The 20,821-nt window shown below is 43.0% G+C and carries 17 protein-coding genes, 2 tRNA genes and 2 pseudogenes; 12 read left to right on the forward strand and 9 right to left on the reverse strand.

All coding sequences use genetic code 11. From position 1 onward, the window contains the following. Nucleotides 1–144: 144 nt before the first annotated feature. Nucleotides 145–1,032 (reverse strand): SDR family NAD(P)-dependent oxidoreductase, encoded by an 888-nt coding sequence (locus tag FTU01_RS02405; RefSeq protein WP_034169744.1) that lies wholly within the window; start codon nucleotides 1,030–1,032, stop codon nucleotides 145–147. Between the two features lie 296 nt (nucleotides 1,033–1,328). Then, the gene (locus FTU01_RS02410; protein ID WP_180138013.1) at nucleotides 1,329–2,606 is read right to left on the reverse strand and encodes a bifunctional O-acetylhomoserine aminocarboxypropyltransferase/cysteine synthase; all 1,278 of its coding nucleotides are present in this window, start codon (nucleotides 2,604–2,606) and stop codon (nucleotides 1,329–1,331) included. A 319-nt stretch (nucleotides 2,607–2,925) separates the two neighbouring features. Here FTU01_RS02410 and ettA point away from each other — a divergent pair, with 319 nt between their 5' ends. Next, complete coding sequence (gene ettA, locus FTU01_RS02415; RefSeq protein ID WP_005233568.1) at nucleotides 2,926–4,587, forward strand: energy-dependent translational throttle protein EttA; 1,662 nt, start codon at nucleotides 2,926–2,928, stop codon at nucleotides 4,585–4,587. A gap of 43 nt (nucleotides 4,588–4,630) precedes the next feature. Here ettA and FTU01_RS02420 read toward each other — a convergent pair whose 3' ends face one another. The 6 genes from FTU01_RS02420 to FTU01_RS02445 all read right to left on the reverse strand — a co-directional run bounded on the left by FTU01_RS02420 (nucleotide 4,631) and on the right by FTU01_RS02445 (nucleotide 8,043). Then, nucleotides 4,631–5,041 (reverse strand): SEL1-like repeat protein, encoded by a 411-nt coding sequence (locus FTU01_RS02420; protein WP_159122703.1) that lies wholly within the window; start codon nucleotides 5,039–5,041, stop codon nucleotides 4,631–4,633. A 318-nt stretch (nucleotides 5,042–5,359) separates the two neighbouring features. Continuing rightward, on the reverse strand, nucleotides 5,360–5,701 hold the full coding sequence (locus FTU01_RS02425) for a hypothetical protein (protein WP_004787163.1): 342 nt from the start codon (nucleotides 5,699–5,701) through the stop codon (nucleotides 5,360–5,362). A gap of 143 nt (nucleotides 5,702–5,844) precedes the next feature. Next, nucleotides 5,845–5,920: transfer RNA gene (locus tag FTU01_RS02430), tRNA-Glu, on the reverse strand. A gap of 36 nt (nucleotides 5,921–5,956) precedes the next feature. Further along, nucleotides 5,957–6,032 (reverse strand) — tRNA-Ala (locus FTU01_RS02435). 57 nt (nucleotides 6,033–6,089) lie between these two features. After that, nucleotides 6,090–7,598 carry a glutamate--tRNA ligase gene (gltX, locus tag FTU01_RS02440; protein WP_159122702.1) on the reverse strand — a complete coding sequence of 503 codons (1,509 nt, stop codon included), beginning with the start codon at nucleotides 7,596–7,598 and terminating at the stop codon, nucleotides 6,090–6,092. A gap of 139 nt (nucleotides 7,599–7,737) precedes the next feature. Further along, nucleotides 7,738–8,043 (reverse strand): hypothetical protein, encoded by a 306-nt coding sequence (locus tag FTU01_RS02445; protein WP_180138015.1) that lies wholly within the window; start codon nucleotides 8,041–8,043, stop codon nucleotides 7,738–7,740. A gap of 390 nt (nucleotides 8,044–8,433) precedes the next feature. On the opposite strand from FTU01_RS02445, the pseudogene FTU01_RS02450 reads away from it, so the two are divergent. Beyond that, nucleotides 8,434–9,234 (forward strand): annotated as a pseudogene (locus tag FTU01_RS02450) (sulfate ABC transporter substrate-binding protein); the annotation flags it as partial. A 54-nt stretch (nucleotides 9,235–9,288) separates the two neighbouring features. Here FTU01_RS02450 and tnpA read toward each other — a convergent pair. Next, nucleotides 9,289–9,687, reverse strand: coding sequence for an IS200/IS605 family transposase (gene tnpA, locus FTU01_RS02455; RefSeq protein ID WP_004970281.1), 399 nt, complete (start codon nucleotides 9,685–9,687; stop codon nucleotides 9,289–9,291). Between the two features lie 59 nt (nucleotides 9,688–9,746). On the opposite strand from tnpA, the gene FTU01_RS02460 reads away from it, so the two are divergent. The 10 genes and pseudogenes from FTU01_RS02460 (at nucleotide 9,747) to FTU01_RS02505 (ending at nucleotide 20,767) form a co-directional block, all read left to right on the forward strand. Further along, nucleotides 9,747–11,054 (forward strand): RNA-guided endonuclease TnpB family protein, encoded by a 1,308-nt coding sequence (locus FTU01_RS02460; protein WP_180138017.1) that lies wholly within the window; start codon nucleotides 9,747–9,749, stop codon nucleotides 11,052–11,054. A gap of 59 nt (nucleotides 11,055–11,113) precedes the next feature. Next, nucleotides 11,114–11,320 (forward strand): annotated as a pseudogene (locus FTU01_RS02465) (sulfate ABC transporter substrate-binding protein); the annotation flags it as partial. A 242-nt stretch (nucleotides 11,321–11,562) separates the two neighbouring features. Next, nucleotides 11,563–12,582: a sulfate ABC transporter substrate-binding protein gene (locus FTU01_RS02470; protein WP_159122700.1), complete on the forward strand. Its 1,020-nt coding sequence runs from the start codon at nucleotides 11,563–11,565 to the stop codon at nucleotides 12,580–12,582. 190 nt (nucleotides 12,583–12,772) lie between these two features. Then, complete coding sequence (rsmH, locus tag FTU01_RS02475) at nucleotides 12,773–13,684, forward strand: 16S rRNA (cytosine(1402)-N(4))-methyltransferase RsmH (protein WP_034702209.1); 912 nt, start codon at nucleotides 12,773–12,775, stop codon at nucleotides 13,682–13,684. Between the two features lie 10 nt (nucleotides 13,685–13,694). Further along, nucleotides 13,695–14,027 (forward strand): cell division protein FtsL, encoded by a 333-nt coding sequence (ftsL, locus tag FTU01_RS02480; protein ID WP_159122699.1) that lies wholly within the window; start codon nucleotides 13,695–13,697, stop codon nucleotides 14,025–14,027. Between the two features lie 15 nt (nucleotides 14,028–14,042). After that, the gene (gene ftsI, locus FTU01_RS02485; protein ID WP_166139556.1) at nucleotides 14,043–15,866 is read left to right on the forward strand and encodes a penicillin-binding protein PBP3; all 1,824 of its coding nucleotides are present in this window, start codon (nucleotides 14,043–14,045) and stop codon (nucleotides 15,864–15,866) included. Between the two features lie 11 nt (nucleotides 15,867–15,877). Beyond that, nucleotides 15,878–17,374 carry a UDP-N-acetylmuramoyl-L-alanyl-D-glutamate--2,6-diaminopimelate ligase gene (locus FTU01_RS02490; protein ID WP_180011366.1) on the forward strand — a complete coding sequence of 499 codons (1,497 nt, stop codon included), beginning with the start codon at nucleotides 15,878–15,880 and terminating at the stop codon, nucleotides 17,372–17,374. 8 nt (nucleotides 17,375–17,382) lie between these two features. Next, nucleotides 17,383–18,786: a UDP-N-acetylmuramoyl-tripeptide--D-alanyl-D-alanine ligase gene (gene murF, locus FTU01_RS02495; protein WP_180011368.1), complete on the forward strand. Its 1,404-nt coding sequence runs from the start codon at nucleotides 17,383–17,385 to the stop codon at nucleotides 18,784–18,786. Then, a complete protein-coding gene (mraY, locus tag FTU01_RS02500) occupies nucleotides 18,787–19,905 on the forward strand; it encodes a phospho-N-acetylmuramoyl-pentapeptide-transferase (protein ID WP_180016598.1) in 1,119 nt (372 codons plus the stop codon). Nucleotides 19,906–19,963: 58 nt separating this feature from the next. Next, nucleotides 19,964–20,767, forward strand: a complete 804-nt coding sequence (locus FTU01_RS02505) for a putative RNA methyltransferase (RefSeq protein ID WP_180104160.1) — start codon at nucleotides 19,964–19,966, stop codon at nucleotides 20,765–20,767. Nucleotides 20,768–20,821 lie beyond the last annotated feature (54 nt).

The following is a 20,821-nucleotide window of genomic DNA, read 5'->3' on the forward strand; positions in this document are numbered from 1 at the left end:
TCGTCGCATTTGCGGCAAAAATCTGTACCTGAAAAGACAGGATGTGTCGTTAGGCACATTCAGATTATAAACCTGAGCGGTTGAATCTCTAAAGTGCAGAAATAAAATAGCCGCCCTTAGGCGGCCGAAATATTCTTGAAGAAATTACCAATGCTCGCCCGGGAAGATCCGCGCATAGGCCTTTTGCACCCAGTTCAGTTTTTGCGGCTGACCCACTGATGCTGAAGAGCTTGGGAACAGGTTATAACCGATCGACATCAGGACATTGTTGATGTCTGGTGCAATCGCATAGGTAATCGAAGCCAGACGTCCCAAATTGGTTGCGACTTTCTTCGGACGTTTCACAATCGCATAAGCAACCAGTTCAGCTGCCTGTTCCGGAGACAGGGTAGGCACATATTTATAGATCTTGGTCGGTGCGATCATTGGTGTACGAACCAAAGGCATATAAATTGAAGTGATTGCAACTTTATGTGAATGGACTTCTGCAGACAGACAGCGGCTGAAAGCATCCAGTGCCGCTTTAGATGCGACATAAGCCGAGAAGCGGGTGGCGTTCGCCAATACACCAATCGAGCTGATATTAATGATATGACCTGCACGGCGAATCATCATTTGCGGCAGGATATTCATCACCAGGCGCACTGCACCAAAATAATTTAGCTGCATGGTACGTTCAAAATCATGAAAACGATCCACTGATTCATGCACTGCACGGCGAATCGAGCGGCCCGCATTGTTAATCAGGATATCGATATGGTCGACTGAAGCAATAATCTGTTTGGACACTTCATCAATGGATTCCATATTGTTGAGATCACATGGAAATACCGAAGCTTTACCGCCTTTGGATTCAATTTCTTTTTTTACTTGTTCTAGGGTGTCTTTGGTACGCGCGACCAGTAAAACATGTGCGCCAGCATCTGCCAGCTGATGTGCCGTCGTTAAACCTATACCACTGGATGCGCCTGTAATAAGGACAGTTTTACCTGCAATACGTTTTTCCAATTGTTTCTGTAGTCTAGTTTTCACGTTTGTTATCCCTAATTTGAAGACTGCGTTCAAATTATTTTTATTAAAAAATCAAAGATGGCTCTAACAGAGATAAGAGCGAAGATGAGTACTAATATGATAACTAATTATTTAAGAAAATCTATACATTAAATTATTGAAAATAAAATAAAAATTAGAGTAATTGCTCTATTTGTGTTCGCCGTTTCAATTGATTTTTATCATGAAAATAAATCACAAAGCAAGTGATTGTATTCAAAAAAATAAATAAAAAAACTCCAGCATTTTTGCTGGAGTTTTCTGCTTTAAAATGGCGCTTAAACTGCTGCGAGAGACTGTTCCAGATCCGCAATCAGGTCATCAATATGTTCAATCCCGATCGATAAACGAACCATATCTTCACTCACACCTGCTGATTTAAGCTCTTCAGGATTGAGCTGGCGGTGGGTGGTCGTTGCCGGGTGGCAGGCCAGACTCTTCGCATCCCCAATATTGACCAGACGGGTGAACAGTTGCAGGGCATCAATAAAACGGGCACCGCCTTCACGGCCACCTTCTACACCAAAAGTCAGAATGGCAGACGGTTTACCTTTCACATATTTTTGTGCCAAAGCATGCTGCGGATGATCTTTCAGCCCGGCATAATTGACCCATTTTACTTTCGGATGCTGCTGCAAATATTCTGCAACCTTCAGCGCATTTTCGGTATGACGTTCCATACGCAGGCTCAAAGTTTCCAAGCCTTGCAGAATTAAAAATACATTTTGCGGGCTGATCGCTGCCCCGGTATTACGCAGAGGTACGACACGAGCACGCGCGATATACGCCGCTTCACCTAAAGCTTCAATATAATTCACACCATGATAACTCGGATCAGGTGTATTCAGAGCAGGGAAACGCTCGGCATGTTGACCCCATGGGAACTTGCCACTATCCACGATAATACCGCCGATCGAATTCCCATGACCGCCAATGTATTTGGTGAGTGAATGCACCACGATGTCGGCACCGAAATCAAAAGATTTCTGTAGGACTGGGGTGGCAACCGTATTATCAACGATGACTGGTACGCCATATTCATGGGCAATTTTGGAAATCGCTTCGAGGTCAATAATATTACCCAGCGGGTTACCAATTGATTCCACAAAAACCAGTTTGGTCTTGTCATCAATTAGGCCACGTAATGCTTCCGGATCTTGATAGTCAAAGAAACGAACTTCGATCCCTTGTTTAGGCAGGGTATGTGCAAACAGGTTATAAGTGCCGCCATATAAAGTAGACACCGAAGCAATATTGTCACCCGCTTCAGCAATGGTCTGAATCGCATAGGTAATCGCAGCCATACCCGAAGCTAAAGCCAGCGCACCAATACCACCTTCCAGAGCTGCAATACGTTGTTCTAGCACCGCTGTGGTAGGGTTCATGATGCGGGTATAAATATTGCCCTGAACTTTCAGGTCAAACAGGTCTGCACCGTGCTGAGTATTGTCAAAGGCATATGAGGTGGTTTGATAAATGGGAACCGCAACAGCTTTAGTAGTAGGTTCCGGGCTATAGCCTGCGTGAATCGCTAAAGTTTCTGCTTTATAAGTCATGATCGTTGGTCTTCTTGTGTTTTTAGCTGTAATGAAACTGCTCAAATATTAGCACTTGAAATATGAAGAAAAGTGCATATTTATTCAAATGAATATCTTAATTAACGATATAGCATCAATAAAATAATGCAAGTTTAGGTGTTAGAAATGCTGTTTGAAAAATAAACAGGATTAAACTTGTAACAAGGCATTAACTTCACGTGAATGGCTTATGTTTTGAAGACTTTCTGCGTATAATAGCCGATTATTTTTTCGCTCATGATTGAGCAGGGGGAGTTTGTTTCTTCCCCCATTTGGTTTTTCAATTGAGGAGTCCTACGTGGCCCAATATATTTATACGATGAACCGAGTGTCCAAGATGGTTCCGCCAAAGCGCGAAATCCTCAAGGATATCTCCTTATCATTTTTCCCAGGCGCAAAAATTGGTGTGCTTGGTCTGAACGGTGCAGGTAAATCTACTTTGCTTCGTATTATGGCGGGCGTAGATAAAGATTTCTCTGGTGAAGCACGTGCGCAACCGGGTATCAAAATTGGTTACCTCGAGCAAGAACCACCACTTGATCCAACCAAAGACGTTCGTGGCAACGTTGAAGACGGCGTACGTGAAGCACTTGATGCATTAGAGCGCCTTGATCAGGTATTTGCAGACTATGCAGATCCAGATGCAGACTTCGATGCACTAGCAAAAGAGCAGGAAAAACTGGAAGCAATTATCCAGACTTGGGATGCGCATAACCTGAATAACCAGCTGGAACAGGCTGCAGCAGCATTAAATCTGCCTGCATGGGATGCAGATGTAACCATGCTTTCAGGTGGTGAACGCCGTCGTGTTGCATTGTGCCGTTTACTGCTGTCTAAACCAGACATGCTGCTTCTCGACGAACCAACTAACCACTTGGATGCAGAGTCTGTATCTTGGCTGGAACGCTTCCTGAAAGACTTCCCGGGCACCATCGTAGCGATTACGCACGACCGTTACTTCCTTGATAACGTGGCCGAGTGGATTCTGGAGCTTGACCGTGGACATGGTATTCCTTACCAAGGTAACTATTCTTCTTGGCTGGAACAGAAAAATGCGCGTTTAGAACAAGAGAACAAGCAGGAAGAATCGTTTGCTAAAGCATTGAAAAAAGAACTTGAATGGGTTCGTTCAAATGCGAAAGGCCAGCAGAAGAAAAACAAAGCACGTATGGAGCGTTTCGAAGAGCTTAACTCTCGTGAATTCCAGCAACGTAACGAAACATCTGAAATCTATATTCCACCTGGTCCGCGTCTGGGCAACAAGGTGGTTGAAGTTGAAGGGATTAGCAAATCGTTTGGTGACAAACTGCTGTATAAAGACTTGTCTTTCACAGTACCACCAACAGCGATTGTCGGTATCGTAGGTCCAAACGGTGCAGGTAAAACTACATTGTTCCGTATGATGACGGGCGAACAGCAACCCGATACTGGTACAGTGACTTTGGGTGATTCTGTAAAAGTTGCTTATGTGGGTCAGATTCGTGACACCCTGGATGACAATAAAACCGTTTGGGAAGAAGTGTCTGGCGGTCTGGATATCCTGAAAGTGGGTGATTACGAAATTGCATCTCGTGCTTATATTGGGCGCTTTAACTTTAAAGGCCAAGATCAGCAAAAACGTGTAGGTGAATTGTCAGGTGGTGAGCGTAACCGTTTACAACTTGCGAAAATCCTGCAACAAGGTGCGAACGTAATCCTGCTCGATGAACCATCAAACGACTTGGACGTAGAAACTTTACGTGCGTTAGAAGATGCGATTTTGGTCTTCCCGGGCTGTGTGATGGTGGTATCGCATGACCGTTGGTTCCTGGACCGTATTGCGACTCACATCTTGTCATTTGAAGATGAGACTCCAGAATTCTTCACCGGTAACTATACCGAGTTTGAAGAGTATCGCCGTAAGAAATATGGCGATGATCTGGCAGCGAAGCGTCAGAAATATCGCAAAATTGGTGCTTAATCAAAGCGCATAAAAAAACCAGCTTTCGGGCTGGTTTTTTTCTTTAATATTGGACACTCATTTGGCTATAAGTATTTGATAACAGTTGTGCAGCTTTTAAATGACCTTGCTGTTTAGCCTTATTCAGCCATTCCTCAGCATGAAAATAATTCTGATCTAAACCTAGACTACCTTTAAGAAAGTGTTTACCCAGTCTATATTGCGCTTCGGCGTGACCACGTGTTGCTGCACTTAAGTAGTTCCAGAAAGCATTGCGTTGATAATTTTCTTGCTGCTCTAGCTGCGTAATTTGAAATTGTTCAGCTTGGCGTTGCTTTAAAATATGGCAAAGCTTTTCAAACTGTACAGCTTCCAGATAATAGGTGTCTGCTTCAGAAATATAATTTTCCATTTCTGAACCTGTTGGCTCATCATGAGAAAACAGAAAATGTATGACTTTTTTAAGTTTAAGCATTTTTATTCCTCACCTTTGCCATTATTAACAATTAATTAAACTATCCACTAAAGACTACAATATAAAGCGGTTTTATTTCGGTAATGAATTACATGCTTTTAGTCTCATGTTGATATTTTTGTGTATTTAATGAGCAAAAACAAGCAGTAGAAATAAAAAAACTTCATTTTAAAAGTGAAGCAAATTGGAAGAAATATGAATTTGTTGTTCTAGTCGACATTTTGATATTAGGGGTTAGAAGATTTAGTTTTACTAATAAAAAAATCTTGCATAAACATGCAAGATTTTTCGGCTTTGAAAATGAGTGAACTCTAGAAATCAGATTTCCCACTCATGATTGCATTCACGGCATTTCCATTTCTTTTGGCTTTGCATGAAAGCCTGCATGGAAATTTTAAAATCAGGCAAATCTTTATAGAACATGAAGCCTGCGATCAGACAGATAATAAACACGATCACAGTAGCGGTCTGTAAAGTCGTACCTGCACCATCTCCAAAAATCCACATCGCGATGCTAATGATGACCAGCAGCAATAATACAAACAGGGCAGGCACCAGCATGATCAGGCTTTTAGGCACGACTGGGCGCGCCGCCGGTTGACCTGGCTGAGCAACGGGCATGATTTTTGGGCTTTGACATTTAGGGCAACGATATTGCATTACTACTCCAAAATTCTAAATTACTGATTATTTTATCGGAAGATACGCAAAAACCGAAATACCGCCAATATAAAACAGACAGACAATAAAAAACCCAAGTCACAATGCTTGGGTTTTTTATTAAGATGTTGCCATCTTGAATATGGCGTCCCTACGGGGATTCGAACCCCGGTTACCGCCGTGAAAGGGCGATGTCCTAGGCCTCTAGACGATAGGGACAAATGAGGCAAATACACAGGTAAAGCAAGACTTATTTGGTGGAGTCAAGGAGGATCGAACTCCTGACCTCTACAATGCCATTGTAGCGCTCTACCAACTGAGCTATGACCCCAGTCTGTGTGAGCGCTATATTATGGATATAACGCTTAGACGTCAACTAAAAAATAAATTAAGCTTGATCAACTGCTTCATTTTTCGGCAGTTTCAGACTCTCATTCAGTTTTTCCCAAGCTTTTACTTCTTTCTTGCTAGGAGCACCGACCACTTCCAGCGCGTGGCGCAGACGGGCAAAAGTTAGATCCGGACCAATAGTGACCATGGTCTGCATGACTGGGGTAGAAGCGGTTGAACCGGCAATCGCAATAAAGAACGCTGGCATAAAGTCACGTAATTTAATGCTCATCTGATTCGCCAGATCCATCAACGTTTGGCTAACAGTGTCATTGTTCCAGGTGAACAGGCTTTCTAGACGCCAGATCGCAAATTGCAGGCTTTGACGCACTTGTTCTTCAGAAAGTTTTTTGCTTTCGAACTGTTCTTTAGTCAAAGTCGGGAAATGGTTGAAATAGTGCGCTGACCAGTTCACTGCTTCAGACAGCAGATTGATCCGTGGTTGAATTGCAGCAGCGATTTCTTCCAGTTTGGCACGGTCTGCTTTCCAAGCCAGTAAGGTATCTAACAGTTCAGCAGGAGAGAGAGCTTTAATCCATTGGCCATTTAACCAGTTGAGTTTCTCAATATCGAAGATAGGACCACCCAGAGAGACACGGTTAATGTCAAAGTGTTCAATCATTTCAGCCAAAGTGAATTTTTCACGCTCATCTGGCATTGACCAGCCCATACGGCCTAGATAGTTCAGCAATGCTTCTGGCAATACGCCGATATCTTTGTAGTAGTTAATTGAGGTCGGGTTCTTACGTTTAGACAGTTTTGATTTGTCTGGGTTACGCAGTAGAGGCATGTGGCACAGGACTGGCATGTCCCAACCAAAGTATTTGTACAGCAACTGATGTTTCGGTGCAGATGGAATCCATTCTTCACCACGAATCACATGCGTAATTTGCATCAGGTGATCATCAACCACGTTTGCCAAATGGTAAGTTGGCAGACCATCCGTTTTTAGCAGAATTTGCATGTCGACTTGCGCCCATGGAATTTCTACTTCACCACGGAGCATGTCATTAAAGGTACATACCCCTTCAGTCGGCACTTTCATACGGATCACGTGCGGTTCACCAGCTGCCAGACGACGTGCCACTTCTTCTTTAGACAGTTTTAGACCGCGGCCATCATAGCGTGGAGTTTCGCCACGAGCCTGCTGTTCAGCACGCATTTCATCCAGTTCTTGCGCTGTTGCGAAGCAGTAGAAGGCATGACCTTTATCTACCAGTTCTTCTGCGTATTTTTTATAGATGCTCATGCGTTCTGACTGACGGTACGGTGCATGTGGACCACTGACATCTGGACCTTCTGACCAGTTCAGGCCTAACCAGCGTAGGGAGTCCAGAATCATTTTTTCAGATTCAGGAGTAGAACGCAGCTGATCCGTATCTTCAATACGAAGAATGAATTCGCCACCGTGCTGTTTGGCAAAACACAGGTTGAACAGGGCAATATAGGCAGTTCCCACATGCGGGAAACCGGTAGGAGAAGGTGCAATACGAGTACGAACAGTCATAACCGGATCTAATCTTAAATATAAAATTGCAGCTATTATAACGAAAAAGCCACATCACTTAATGCTTTATTCAACATTGAATGATGCGGCTTTTCAGGATGAGCAAAATATAACGAATGTGGAGAACTAAAACTAAGTCTTATGAATTGCTCGGAGAAAAGATACTTTGCATAAAGCGGGTAAAGCGCAAGTTTTGAGCTGCAAAAAAGCTTTGAGTCGGATTTGATTTGAACGCAGTCAGCGCTTTAAGTTCATCCTCAGTATGAAAAGCATTTTTATCAGCTTTATGTTGCTGAATTGCTTTTTCAATTGGTGAGGTTTTCACTTCAATTGCACTTACAGAGGCTTTAGGTAGCTCTGTTTTCACAACTACGGCATGGCCAAGTTGAATCGAGAACAGCGTGATAAGACTTAGGATGCTGGCTGTAAATATTTTAAATTTCATATCCAAACTTCCTCCTTGGCTTTGGTTAATCTTGTTTTGTTAAAAATGTTGTTATAATACTGGCTACAATCTAATCACATTCAGATATGAAAAAGTAGAACCAAGTCACATTTTTTACAAAAAACTAATATTTCTCTGTGGAAAATTACTAAATCTCAGGATTTCCACATTTAAGTTGCCTATTTGTAACAGATAACTGTGTAGAGATCGTGAAGAACTGTCTTATATTGTAGTAGGATATTAAATTTTTAGGGGAAAATGTATCCGAAATGAATTGTGAGCATATATATCAAAAATAGAATATGATTGGATAAAATATTATAAACACATGATTGTTAAGTAATTTTTTTGTTTATATAGTGCTGAGTAAATTAGCAATGAGTGCCCATCATGAAAAAGATAATAACTTCTACTATTTTAGTATTACTTGGCGGAAGTGCCATTCCTGGCTATGCTGCTAAAGACTTTCTCAATGTTTCCTATGATCCGACCCGTGAATTCTATCAGGAATATAACGAAGAGTTTGGCAAGTTTTGGAAACAGAAAACTGGGCAAGCGGTCAACTTTAAACAGTCGCATGGCGGTTCAGGCAAACAGGCACGCTCTGTGGTGGATGGTTTGCAGGCCGATGTAGTCACTTTGGCACTGGCCAATGACATCGAAGAAATTGTCAATGCAGGCTTAATTGAAAAGGGCTGGCAGAAAGAGTTCCCAAGTAATTCGGCTCCTTATACCTCTACGATTGTATTTCTGGTTCGTAAAGGCAATCCAAAACAGATTAAAGACTGGAATGACCTAACCAAACCAGGCGTTGAAATTATTACGCCAAACCCAAAAACTGGGGGGGCACTGCGCTGGATTTATTTGTCGGCTTGGGGTTATGCCCTAAAACAGCCAGGTGGTAATGATGCCAAAGCCAAAGAACTGGTGAAAAAACTCTATGCCAATGTCAAAGTATTGGATTCAGGTGCGCGTGGTTCCTTAACGACCTTTGTTGAACGCGGGATCGGCGATGTATTGCTCTCTTGGGAAAATGAAGCGTTATTGGCTACGCAAGGTCTGGGTAAAGATAAATATGAAATTGTCTATCCTTCGATTTCCATTCTGGCTGAGCCTTCAGTGGCGATTGTCGACAAGACCGTGGATAAAAATGGTAACCGTAATTTGGCCAAAGGTTATTTAAACTATCTCCAAGTGAAAGAGGACTCCACCCGTCAGTCAGGGTGGAGGTGAATTTCACAAATTTCAACCTTGTTGATTCTGAATATATTGTTTGATTATTTCCAAAGGCGCACCACCACAAGACCCTGCAAAATATGATCTTGACCATAAAACAGGTTTTGTATAATTCCCTCTCAAGTCTAAAAACTCATTTCGCATTCTTCTACTTGTTACAGACTTTAAATTATTAACCAATTTGCTTAACTGTACCGTTGGTGGATACTGAATAAGCATGTGAACATGGTCGGATTCACCATTACATTCCTTTAATTCAGCATCAAAATCTTTACATATTTCAGTTGCACACTCATTGAAATATTTATGATGCAACTCACCTAGTATTTTTTTTCGATATTTCGTTATAAAAACTAAATGAACATGAAGATTAAAGGCTGAATGTCGGTTTTTATATATCTCACTCATTGAAAAAATATACCTAAAATGTTAGAATCAGCACCATATTACCAGATACACACTCATTAATGAAAATCAATAAAGCGTATAAATTTAGGCTTGAGCCTAATGTCGAGCAAGAGGTTATTTTAAATAATCTCGTTGGCTCTGCACGCTTTGTTTGGAATCAAATATTAGCAATTTCATTTGAAATGTTTGCTCAAAATAAACACATTAATGCGGTGAATCTAGTAAAAAAGATAACAGCACTGAAAAAGAATCCTCAGATTAGCTTTTTAGATGGAAATTCAAATGCTGTGTCACTTCAACAAAAAGTTCGTGATCTTGCATCAGCATGGGGGAAGTTTTTCAACCCTAAAGAACATGCTCGACTAAAAGAAAAAAAGCGCAAACCTAAGAAACCTAAATTTTTTAAATTGGCTGATGGTACTGAGGTTCAGTTGCGCCCACTTATGCCTAGATTTAAGAAAAAATCAGACGGTTATGATTCCATTCGCCTTGTACAATTCGATAAATACTGTTGGGTTAAAGGAAATAAACTCAAACTCCCTAATGGCGTAGGTGTTATTAAATTCAGGAAGTCGCAAGAGATTCTAGGCACAATAAAAAATGTGACGATCAGTAAGGTGTCAGGACGTTGGTACGTTTCATTCTGTACTGAAACAGAACTTACTGAAATGCCGATCCACCCATCAAAATCAGCGATTGGTGTTGATCTTGGTGTTAAGAAATTAATCACTACCTCAAATGGTCAGGTCTTTGACCCGATCAATAGCTTTAAAACCAATCAGATTAAATTAGCTAGACTTCAACGGAAGCAGAGAAAGAAAGTTAAATTTAGTCAAAATTGGAAAAAACTGAATTTTAAAATCAATAAACTACATCATCACATTGCCAATATTCGTCATGACTACTTGCAAAAAATCACTACAACGCTCAGCAAAAACCACGCAATGATTGCTGTTGAGGATTTAAAAGTAGCAAATATGTCGAAGTCAGCAAGTGGCACAATCGAAAATCAAGGAAAGAATGTAAAAGCTAAGTCAGGCTTAAACAAATCAATCCTAGATCAAGGTTGGGGCATGCTCGTTAGTATGTTGGAATATAAGCAACAATGGCGAGGTGGATTACTTGTAAAAGTTGATCCGAAGTACACAAGTCAAACCTGCTGTGAATGTGGTCATGTAGCAAAAGAAAACCGACAAACTCAAGCTAAATTTGAGTGTGTCGGATGCGGTTATGTTGCGAATGCGGATTTAAACGCATCTCGTAATATATTGTCGGCAGGACATGCCGTTTTGTCTGTGGAGGGTGGATGCGGTAAAGGTCGCCCTAAGAAGCAGAAAGCAAGCGAAATCCGTGAGGAAGTCGCCTAAGAGCTTTGCTTTTAGAATCCCCCACTTGAGTGAAAACGAAAGTGGTGGGAGTATGTCAATTATATTCACCAAAAGGGCAGGAGCTGGCAGCGAAATATTACTTCCGTCCACGTGATGCTAAAGCAGCAGCAAAATATGCGGCGCAATTCCCAAAAATCCAGACTTTTACCATTGATAAAGTCTTTGGCGGCTGGGCAAAAGCGCAGAAAACCCATTTTGTGAATGGAGCCATCTACGATCAAATCTCTGCGGAAAACCGTAAATAATTCTAATTACTGAACCATAAGTAGAAAGCGGATAATTTATTATCCGTTTTTTTTATATCTAAAGCATAAAATGCTATAAAAATAGAATAAGCCTTTAATTTAGATATTTTTATTATATAAAACATGAAATTAAAACAAAAAATAACTAAATATTACCCTGTATGCACTTTGTTTGCTCAATTGCGAAAAATAATTTTATTTCATATAGTTATATCTAATGAAGATAATCTCCCGATGCTCTTATGAAAACTCAATTAAAATCACTGGTTAGTGCTGCCTTATTGGCAACAGGTCTGACATTTACTGCAACTGCGAGCCAAGCCGCGGATCGTGAATTCCTGAACGTTTCTTATGATGCGACCCGTGAATTCTATGACGAATTCAACAAATCTTTTGGTGCCTACTGGAAAAAACGAACCGGTATTGATGTGAACTTTAAACAGTCTCACGGCGGTTCAGGTAAACAGGCCCGTTCTGTGGTTGACGGTTTAAAAGGTGATGTGGTGACCTTGGCATTGGCAAACGATATTGAAGAGATCGTAAGATCTGGTCAGATCCAGCCAGGCTGGCAAAAAGAGTTCCCGCACAATTCTGCACCTTATACTTCAACGATTGTCTTCATGGTACGTAAGGATAACCCCAAAGGAATTAAAGACTGGAAAGATCTGACTAAACCGGGTGTAGAAATTATTACACCAAATCCGAAAACTGGTGGCTTGCCACGTTGGGTTTATCTGTCAGCTTGGGGTTATGCAGAGAAACAGCCGGGTGGTAGCAAAGCCAAAGCCCAAGAATTTGTCGGCAAGCTTTATAAAAACGTCAAAGTGATGGACTCTGCTGCACGTGCATCGATGACCACATTTGCTGAACGTAATATTGGTGATGTGTTGTTAACTTGGGAAAATGAAGCCCTAGTAACACAAAAAACTCTCGGTAAAAATAAGTTTGATATCGTTTATCCATCTTTGACCATTCTGACTGAACCCTCTGTAGCCATCGTAGATCGTACCGTAGATAAAAATGGCAATAAATGGTTAGCTAAAGGTTATATCAACTATCTTTACTCTCCACTTGGTCAGGACATGGCAGCACGACATTTCTACCGTCCACGTAATGAGAAAGTATTAGCCAAATATTCATCACAGTTCCCAAAAATTAAAACCTTTACCATTGATGAAGTATTCGGTGGCTGGGCCAATGCACAGAAAACTCACTTTGTGAATGGCGCAATCTTCGACCAGATCTATAACTCGAAGCGTTAATCTGTTGATTAGAAAATAAATTTAAAATATAAAAAAGCTTCCTCGATGGAGGCTTTTTTATCGGCTGTCGAAAAATAAAAACGGTTTTCTCTATAGAAATTAATATTTATCTACAAAAAGTCGTTTGGAGCTTTAGCTAAACAGAGTGATAATGTGCAGTTAAATTTTTCGCCCTATTGATTGAGTTTTTATGTCACATATTTCTGTATTACTTCACGAAACGATTGATGCCTTACTGGCTGGTCGCAATACGGGAATTTATGTGGATGGAACCTTTGGTCGCGGTGGGCATACACGTTTATTACTTTCCAAATTAGATGAAAATGCACGCGTCTATGCTTTCGATAAAGACCCGCAAGCATTGGCTGTTGCCGCAGAACTGGAACAGGGAGATTCACGTTTTAAAATTATCCATGCCAGCTTCGCTGATTTAAAACAGGCATTAGCTGAGCAGGGTATTGAAAGTGTAGATGGTGTGATGGCTGACTTAGGGGTGTCTTCACCGCAGCTGGATCAGGCAGAACGCGGTTTCAGCTTTATGAAAGATGGCCCGCTGGATATGCGTATGGACAACTCGCAAGGTCCGACTGCAGCAGAATGGCTGGTGGATATTGAAGAAGAAGCACTGGCCAATGTGATTTTTCAGTATGGGGAAGAGCGTTATAGTCGTCGTATAGCCAAAGCGATCAAGGCTGCCGGATATATTGATACCACAGCCAAACTGGCGGAAATTGTGAAAGTTGCCCATCCAAAATGGGAAAAAAATAAACATGCTGCCACCCGAACTTTCCAGGCAATTCGTATTGCTATTAATAAAGAATTAGAAGATATTGAAACTTTCCTCCCTCAAGCGGTTGAAATTTTAAAACCAGAGGGACGTTTGGCTGTGATCAGCTTTCATTCATTAGAAGACCGGTTGATTAAACAGTTTATTCAAAAAGAATCAACGCTTGAAGAAGATTCAGGCTGGGGAATGCCGCAACAACAAAAGGATACGCGACGTTTAAAGAAAATCGCCCGGGTCAAGGCAAGTGATGAGGAAGTTAAAGCCAATCCTCGTTCACGTAGCGCATGGCTGCGCGTGGCAGAACGTTTAGCTTAATAGGCACATCATGAAAACTGAAGTGGTTGATAAAAAAACAGAAAAGTTATGGCTGAAAAAAGTCATTATTTACCTCATATTGATATTGATGGTCTTCATCAGTGCGGTATTTGTCGTCTTCCAAGTCTTTGAATACCGTCAGGATAACCGCAAACTAAGTACCTATCTGCGCGAACGGGATGACCTGAATGCAGAGTGGGGACGTTTGCTGATTGAACAGCAGACTTTCGGTGCGACCGCGCAGATTGGTACCCGTGCAGTGACCCAGTTAAGGATGTATTCACCTCCGATTTCACAGAGTGTCGTGATTTCCTTACCACAACCTTCAGATGAGAAAAAATAAGGCTAGCGCTCGAACATGGTAGACAAGAGAAAGAAGCAACCGGTACGTAAAAAGCAGTCCGTCACCGAGAAAAATGCCTTAAATGTTTATATCAACCGTTTTTACATCATGTGGGCCGTGGTGCTGCTGTGTTTTGTGACACTAATCGGCCGAGCTTTCTATGTGCAGATTATTAATAAGGATTTTCTGCAAAATAAAGCCAATGCCAATATTTTACGAACCAATACCATCAAGGCCATGCGTGGCGTAATTTATGATCGTAATGGTATTCCACTGGCGATCAGTACGCCGATTATGAAAATCGTGATTGACCCACGTGACTATTTTGATAATAAAAGACTCTATGATGAAACCATGCTGGCGCTACAGAAAGAGCCGAATAGCCGTAAACTAAAACGCCAGCTCCCAGATAAAAACCTGAATCTGGATGAGCTGGCTGATGCAGTGGGCATGGATCGTGCTGAATTGCGCAAAAAGATGGAAGAGCGTCCACGTTCACGTTATCTGATCCTGAAAAAAGAAGTGCCGCCACAACAGGCGGAACTGATCATGAAGCGTAATTTCCAAGGTGTGTATACCGAGAAAAACTATAAGCGCTATTATCCTCAGCCCCAGCCAAACTCCCAGATTATTGGTCTGACCAATAGTGAGGGAATTGGGATCGAAGGTCTGGAGATGCAGCTGAATACCCGTCTTGCCGGTCAGGATGGTGAACAGCAGATTATCCGTGACAAAAAAGGCAACCGGGTTAAAGAACCGGAAGTGATTAAAGAAGTTGAGCCAGGTGAAAACATTACCCTGAGTATCGACTCACGTTTACAGTACATTATGTATCGTGAACTGACTGCAGCAGGCGTCGCCAATAATGCCCGCTCCGCAACAGCGATTGCAGTCGACGTCAAAACCGGTGAAATTCTGGCAATGTCTTCTTGGCCCTCTTATAACCCGAATGACAAGAATGGCTTATTAAATAAAGACGCAATGCGTAATCGTGGCGCTGTCGATTCCTTCGAGCCGGGTTCAACCATGAAGCCGCTAACTGTGGCGATGGCTCTAGAGAGCGGGAAATATACGGCCAATTCGGTCATCAATACGAGTCCAGGTAGTATGCGGGTCGGAAACCACACTATTCGTGATACGCATAACTATGGTCAGTTGACGTTGGGTGGGATTATCCAGAAATCATCAAACGTCGGGGTAGCTAAATTAGCTCTGTCACTGCCGTATGAAACTTTACCGACTTTCTATAAACGTCTTGGTTTTGGTCAGCGTTCCGCAGTGAAATTTCCGGGTGAAAGTTCCGGTTTGATTCTGCCGCCAAGTAAATGGAATGTATCTGAAGTAGCAACTATGGCCTATGGTTATGGTCTGAATGCGACTGTGCTGCAACTGGCTGATGCCTATGCCATGCTGGCGAACAAAGGTGTGAAAGTGCCTTTAAGCCTGTATAAATTAGAAGAACAGCCACAGGGCGAGCAGATGATTGATCCACAAATCGCAGAACAGGTTCTGCTGATGATGGAAACAGCAACTCTGCCTGGTGGTACAGCAACCCGTGCAACCGTACCTGGTTATCGTGTTGCAGGTAAAACCGGTACTGCGCATAAATTGCGTGCCGACCGTAAAGGCTATTCAACCAGTGAATACCGTGCCTTATTTGCCGGTGTAGCACCCGTGAGTGATCCGCGTATTGCTATGGTGGTGGTCGTGGAAAATCCGCAAGGGTCTTATTATGGTGGTATGGTATCTGCACCTGTCTTTGCCCGTGTGATGCAGGAATCTTTACGCTTGCTGAATGTCCCGTTGGACAAACCTTTAGAATCTCCCAAAGTCCAGTAAATAGGTGATCAATGTCCATTACATTTCAAGATCTCTACGCCGTTCAAGAACCTGCTGAATGGATGCGACAATCCTTTCAGGGTTTCGAACTGGACAGCCGCAAAGTTAAACTGGGGCAAATTTTTATTGCCCTGACCAGCTTGTCTCAACCTGAAAAAACCGCAGAATATGCCAAAAAAGCCCTGTCATTGGGTGCACTGGCCGTAATTTCAGAACAAGAGCTAGGTGTTACTCCAGCTTTGGTAGTACCCAATGTCCGTCACTTGATGGGCGAGTGGCAAAAGCGCTATCTGCAAGCGACTCAGCCAGTCAAGGCTGCCCGTATTCTGGCCGTAACTGGTACCAATGGTAAAACCACAATTTCCCGTCTGGTTGCTGAGTTGCTGATGCTGCAAGGCAAAGCTTGTGCAGTTATGGGGACTACAGGGAATGGTGTTTTGCCGAATCTGGAAGCCTCTTCTCATACCACACTGGATGCCCTGCAATTGCAAAATGCCTTGCATGCCTATGCACAGGCAGGCGCGGAATTTGCTTCAATTGAAGCGAGTTCGCATGGTCTGGAGCAGGGCCGTCTGAATGGTTGTGCGATTGAAATTGCGGCTTATAGCAATTTAAGTCGTGACCATCTCGACTATCACGGTACGCTGGAAGCTTATGCAGAAGCAAAATCGCGTTTATTCAGCTTTGAATCTCTGAAAGTTGCAGTCATCAATATTGATGACGCACATGCAGAGGTGATGCTGAATACTGCAAAAGCCAATCCGAATCAGCCGAAAATTCTGACTTATTCTTTGTCGCAAGCAGCTGATTATCAGGTTCAGGATATCCAGTACAGTATTTCCGGTGCTGAATTCAAACTGATCACTGCACAAGATACATTTACTGTGCATAGTCCTTTGCTGGGTCATTTTAATATCGAAAATCTGGTTGCCAGCCTGGTTGTGGCAGAGCAAGCCGGTTTTGCATTAGCCGATTTAATTGCAACTGTGCCCGAGCTGAAAGGTGCCCCAGGCCGTATGCAGGTCATTCGTGATGATGAGCGTTTATTTGTTGTGGATTATGCACATACTCCAGATGCCCTGACTCAGGTCTTGCTTACGCTGAAGCGCCATGTCAGTCAAAAACTCTGGGTTGCTTTTGGTTGTGGCGGTGATCGTGATCGTGGCAAACGTCCGCTGATGACTCAGGCGGCCCTCGAAGGTGCTGATATTGCAGTGCTGACTTCGGACAATCCGCGTACTGAAGATCCAAACCAGATTTTCGCTGACATGAAGCAGAGTATCGATTTTTCAGGCAAAACCTATCATGAAATTCATGACCGTCGTGAAGCAATCCGCTTTGTAGTCGACCAGGCACAGCCAGGTGACATTGTGGTGATTGCCGGTAAGGGACACGAAAATTATCAGGAGATTGATGGGGTGCGACATTGGTTTGATGATGTGGTCGAGGTACAGGCCGCGATTGATGCCCAGCATCACAACCGTGATTTAGCATTTCCAGCGCATTAGGATTTCACATGCATACTTCAACAACAAGTACCGTGCCTCTAGAGCCATGGACAATTGAACAGTTACAGCAAGCCACTCAGGGTTATTGGCTGAATGATAAAAAACCTGAAGGTCAGATTAAGCGGATTTTAACTGATTCCCGTTATGCCGAAGCAGGTGATGTTTTTTTGGCACTTAAAGGTGAGCGTTTTGATGCGCATGACTTTATCGCCCAAGTGGCTGAGAAGGGCTGTGGAGTCGCAATTGTCAGTCGACCTGTTGATGCAGAGATTTGCCAGCTAGTAGTTGAAGACACTCGTCTGGCACTGGGTCATCTTGGCGCTTATCGTCGTCAGCAAAACTCACAGCTTAAAGTCATTGCTTTGACAGGCAGTAGCGGTAAAACCACGACCAAGGAAATGCTGGGCAGTATCCTGTCACGTCTGGCACCGACTTTAGTCACTCGCGGTAACCTGAATAATGATTTGGGTGTCCCAATGATGTTGCTGGAACTGCGTGCTGAACATCAGTATGCGGTGATGGAGCTGGGTGCGAGCCATCAGGGTGAAATTGATTACACTTCCAATCTGGTACAGCCGCATGTGGCCGGTATCATTAATATCGGTACCGCACATTTGGGTGAGTTTGGTGGTCGTGATGGGATTTGTCGCGCCAAGTCTGAAATCTATTCACATATTTCTGAAACTTCGATTGTGCCTGCAGCGGATGATTATGCCGAGCAGATTCGTGCAGCCGTCAAAACCGAGAAGACTCTAAGTTTTGGTCAGGGCGGTGATGTCTATGCAACTGACGTAGAACTACATCCGCAATCTGCGACTTTCACGTTAAATACACCACAAGGCACTATAACTGTAAATCTGCCATTTGCTGGTGAACACAATGTGCAGAACGCAACTGCAGCAGTGGCTTTCTCTTTGGCGATTGGTATTAGTCTGGATGATATCGTGGCTGGCCTTGAACAGGCTGTTGGTGCCAAAGGTCGTTTGAACTTTATTCCGCACAAAGATTTTTTATTTATTGATGATACCTACAATGCCAATCCAAGCTCGATGCGTGCAGCGGCTGAAGTTTTAGCGCAGCAGCAGGGTATTCGAGTGATGGTGACCGGTGATATCGGTGAACTGGGTTCATCTGCCGCGATCGAGCATTATAAACTTGGTCGGGATCTGGTATCGGTCAAAGGCATTAATTTTGTGGTGGCTGTGGGTGAATTTGCTCCAGCTGCACAAGAAGGTGCACGTAGTACGCAATATGGTAAGAAGATGCAGGCTTTCCTCAATCAGGAGCAGGCTTTACCATTTTTAATTGATTTGATTGAAACACATCATCCCCAGCCAATGTCTTTTCTATTTAAAGGGTCGCGTTTTACCCATATGGAAACATTAATGGCTGCATTGATGGAGAAACTCTAAATGCTGTTATGGCTATTTGACCAGCTGGCGGGCTTTGATAGCACGTTTCAGGTGGTTCGTTATTTAACTTTACGTGCTTTGCTCAGCGTTTTGACTGCTATGACTATCGGTTTGGTCTTAGGTCCGATCATGATTCGCAAATTGCAGGCACTAAAATATGGTCAGGCAGTAAGTTCGTTTGCTCCTGAGAATCATGCCAAGAAAATGGGCACACCGACCATGGGTGGGGTGCTAATCCTGCTCTCGATCGGGATCTCCACCTTACTGTGGGCGGACCTGACGAATCCTTATGTCTGGATTGTGCTCTCGGTGATGGTGATTTTTGGTGCCGTTGGTTGGGCGGATGACTGGATTAAAATCCGTTATAAAGACAATGCCGGTTTACCTGCACGTAAGAAATTCTTCTGGACATCAGTGGGTTCTTTGGGTGCTGGTATTGCGCTGTATGTGATCGCCCAGCAGCAACCGAATCCGGTAGTGACTGCCAATATGCTGGATGTGTTAATTCCATTCTTTAAGGATCACACCATTCCATTGTCTGTGATTCCGCTGGGAATTGGCTTCATTATTTTCACTTACTTCGTGATTAATGGTGCATCCAATGCCGTAAACCTGACTGATGGTCTGGATGGTCTGGCAATTATGCCAATTGTCCTGGTTGCGGCAGGTTTAGGGGTATTTGCTTATCTGGCAGGCGATGTACGTTTCGCTAACTACTTACATATCCCTTATGTAAAATATTCTTCTGAACTGGTAGTGATCTGCGCTGCGATGATTGGTGCCGGTCTGGCATTCCTCTGGTATAACGCTCACCCAGCTCAAGTGTTCATGGGTGATGTAGGGGCGTTATCTTTAGGTGCAATGCTGGGTACGATTGCTGTGATGGTGCGTCAGGAAATCGTGTTTGCGATTATGGCAGGTGTATTCCTGGTGGAAGCAATTTCAGTCTTCCTGCAAATCGGTTCATTAAGAATGCGTAATAAACGTGTATTCCTGATGGCACCTTTGCATCACCATTATGAAAAGAAAGGTTGGCGTGAAACTCAAGTCGTCATTCGTTTCTGGATTATTACGATTATGCTGGTAGTTTTGGGTCTAATGACCTTAAAATTACGCTAAGAAATGCATTTGAAAAAGTCGGCGCATGCCGGCTTTTTTGTTTTGGAGAAATTTAAAAATGAACCTACTGATGTGTCCTGTTTGTCGTGAGCAGTTACGCTTAAATGAACGTACATGGCGCTGTGACAATCAGCATAGCTATGATGTAGCCAAGCAGGGTTATGTGAACCTGCATGTGGTGCAGCATAAACATAGTAAAAATCCGGGCGATACGCCTGAATCTGTGCAGGCACGCCGTGCATTTCTGAGTGCAGGCCATTATGCGCCTTTGCAACAGGCTGTGGTCAAGAAAATCCGTGAGCTGCGGATTGAAAATCTGCTCGATATTGGTTGTGGCGAAGGCTATTACACCAATGCCATGCAGGCTGAAGTCATGCAATGTGTCGGCGTAGATATTGCCAAAAATGCAGTTCAGGTTGCAGCTAAACTGAATAAAGAAATTACCTGGGTGGTAGGGACAGGGGCAACCTTGCCGGTATTGGATCAATTCATTGATCTCTGTACCAGCTTATTTAGCCCGATTCCGAAACAGGAAATCTTGCGGGTATTAAAGCCAAAATCTTATTTGATGGTAGTGACGCCTGCACCACAACATTTGTACGCGATGCGTGAAGCCTTATTTGAGGAAGTGAAAGCACACGAGCCACAGAAATTTGTTGAGCAGTTGCAGGATGTATTTAATCTGGTAAGTGAACAGGTGATTGATGCGCCAATGACTTTGCCTCAAGCGGATTTAAAAAACCTGATTGCTATGACTCCCTATGCTTATAAAGCCAAACCTGAACGCCGTTTGGCACTTGAGCAGCAGGATCAATTCGATTTAATGGCCCAATTCCAGATTTATGTATTTCAGAAGAAGTAAATCGGTTATTTAGAAATAAAAAATCCCTCATTATTGAGGGATTTTTTATTGGTT

It is taken from the genome of Acinetobacter sp. YH12043 (assembly GCF_013419915.1).
Classification (GTDB): Bacteria; Pseudomonadota; Gammaproteobacteria; order Pseudomonadales; family Moraxellaceae; genus Acinetobacter.

Bases quoted from the DNA above. Each gene is read 5' to 3' on its own strand.
- ftsL (WP_159122699.1), top strand. From the start codon at position 13,695: ATGAAAACTGAAGTGGTTGATAAAAAAACAGAAAAGTTATGGCTGAAA.
- rsmH (WP_034702209.1), top strand. From the start codon at position 12,773: ATGTCACATATTTCTGTATTACTTCACGAAACGATTGATGCCTTACTG.
- FTU01_RS02410 (WP_180138013.1), bottom strand. From the start codon at position 2,606: ATGACTTATAAAGCAGAAACTTTAGCGATTCACGCAGGCTATAGCCCG.
- ftsI (WP_166139556.1), top strand. From the start codon at position 14,043: ATGGTAGACAAGAGAAAGAAGCAACCGGTACGTAAAAAGCAGTCCGTC.
- FTU01_RS02490 (WP_180011366.1), top strand. From the start codon at position 15,878: ATGTCCATTACATTTCAAGATCTCTACGCCGTTCAAGAACCTGCTGAA.
- FTU01_RS02445 (WP_180138015.1), bottom strand. From the start codon at position 8,043: ATGAAATTTAAAATATTTACAGCCAGCATCCTAAGTCTTATCACGCTG.
- tnpA (WP_004970281.1), bottom strand. From the start codon at position 9,687: ATGAGTGAGATATATAAAAACCGACATTCAGCCTTTAATCTTCATGTT.
- FTU01_RS02460 (WP_180138017.1), top strand. From the start codon at position 9,747: ATGAAAATCAATAAAGCGTATAAATTTAGGCTTGAGCCTAATGTCGAG.
- mraY (WP_180016598.1), top strand. From the start codon at position 18,787: ATGCTGTTATGGCTATTTGACCAGCTGGCGGGCTTTGATAGCACGTTT.
- gltX (WP_159122702.1), bottom strand. From the start codon at position 7,598: ATGACTGTTCGTACTCGTATTGCACCTTCTCCTACCGGTTTCCCGCAT.
- FTU01_RS02470 (WP_159122700.1), top strand. From the start codon at position 11,563: ATGAAAACTCAATTAAAATCACTGGTTAGTGCTGCCTTATTGGCAACA.
- FTU01_RS02420 (WP_159122703.1), bottom strand. From the start codon at position 5,041: ATGCTTAAACTTAAAAAAGTCATACATTTTCTGTTTTCTCATGATGAG.
- FTU01_RS02505 (WP_180104160.1), top strand. From the start codon at position 19,964: ATGAACCTACTGATGTGTCCTGTTTGTCGTGAGCAGTTACGCTTAAAT.
- FTU01_RS02425 (WP_004787163.1), bottom strand. From the start codon at position 5,701: ATGCAATATCGTTGCCCTAAATGTCAAAGCCCAAAAATCATGCCCGTT.
- murF (WP_180011368.1), top strand. From the start codon at position 17,383: ATGCATACTTCAACAACAAGTACCGTGCCTCTAGAGCCATGGACAATT.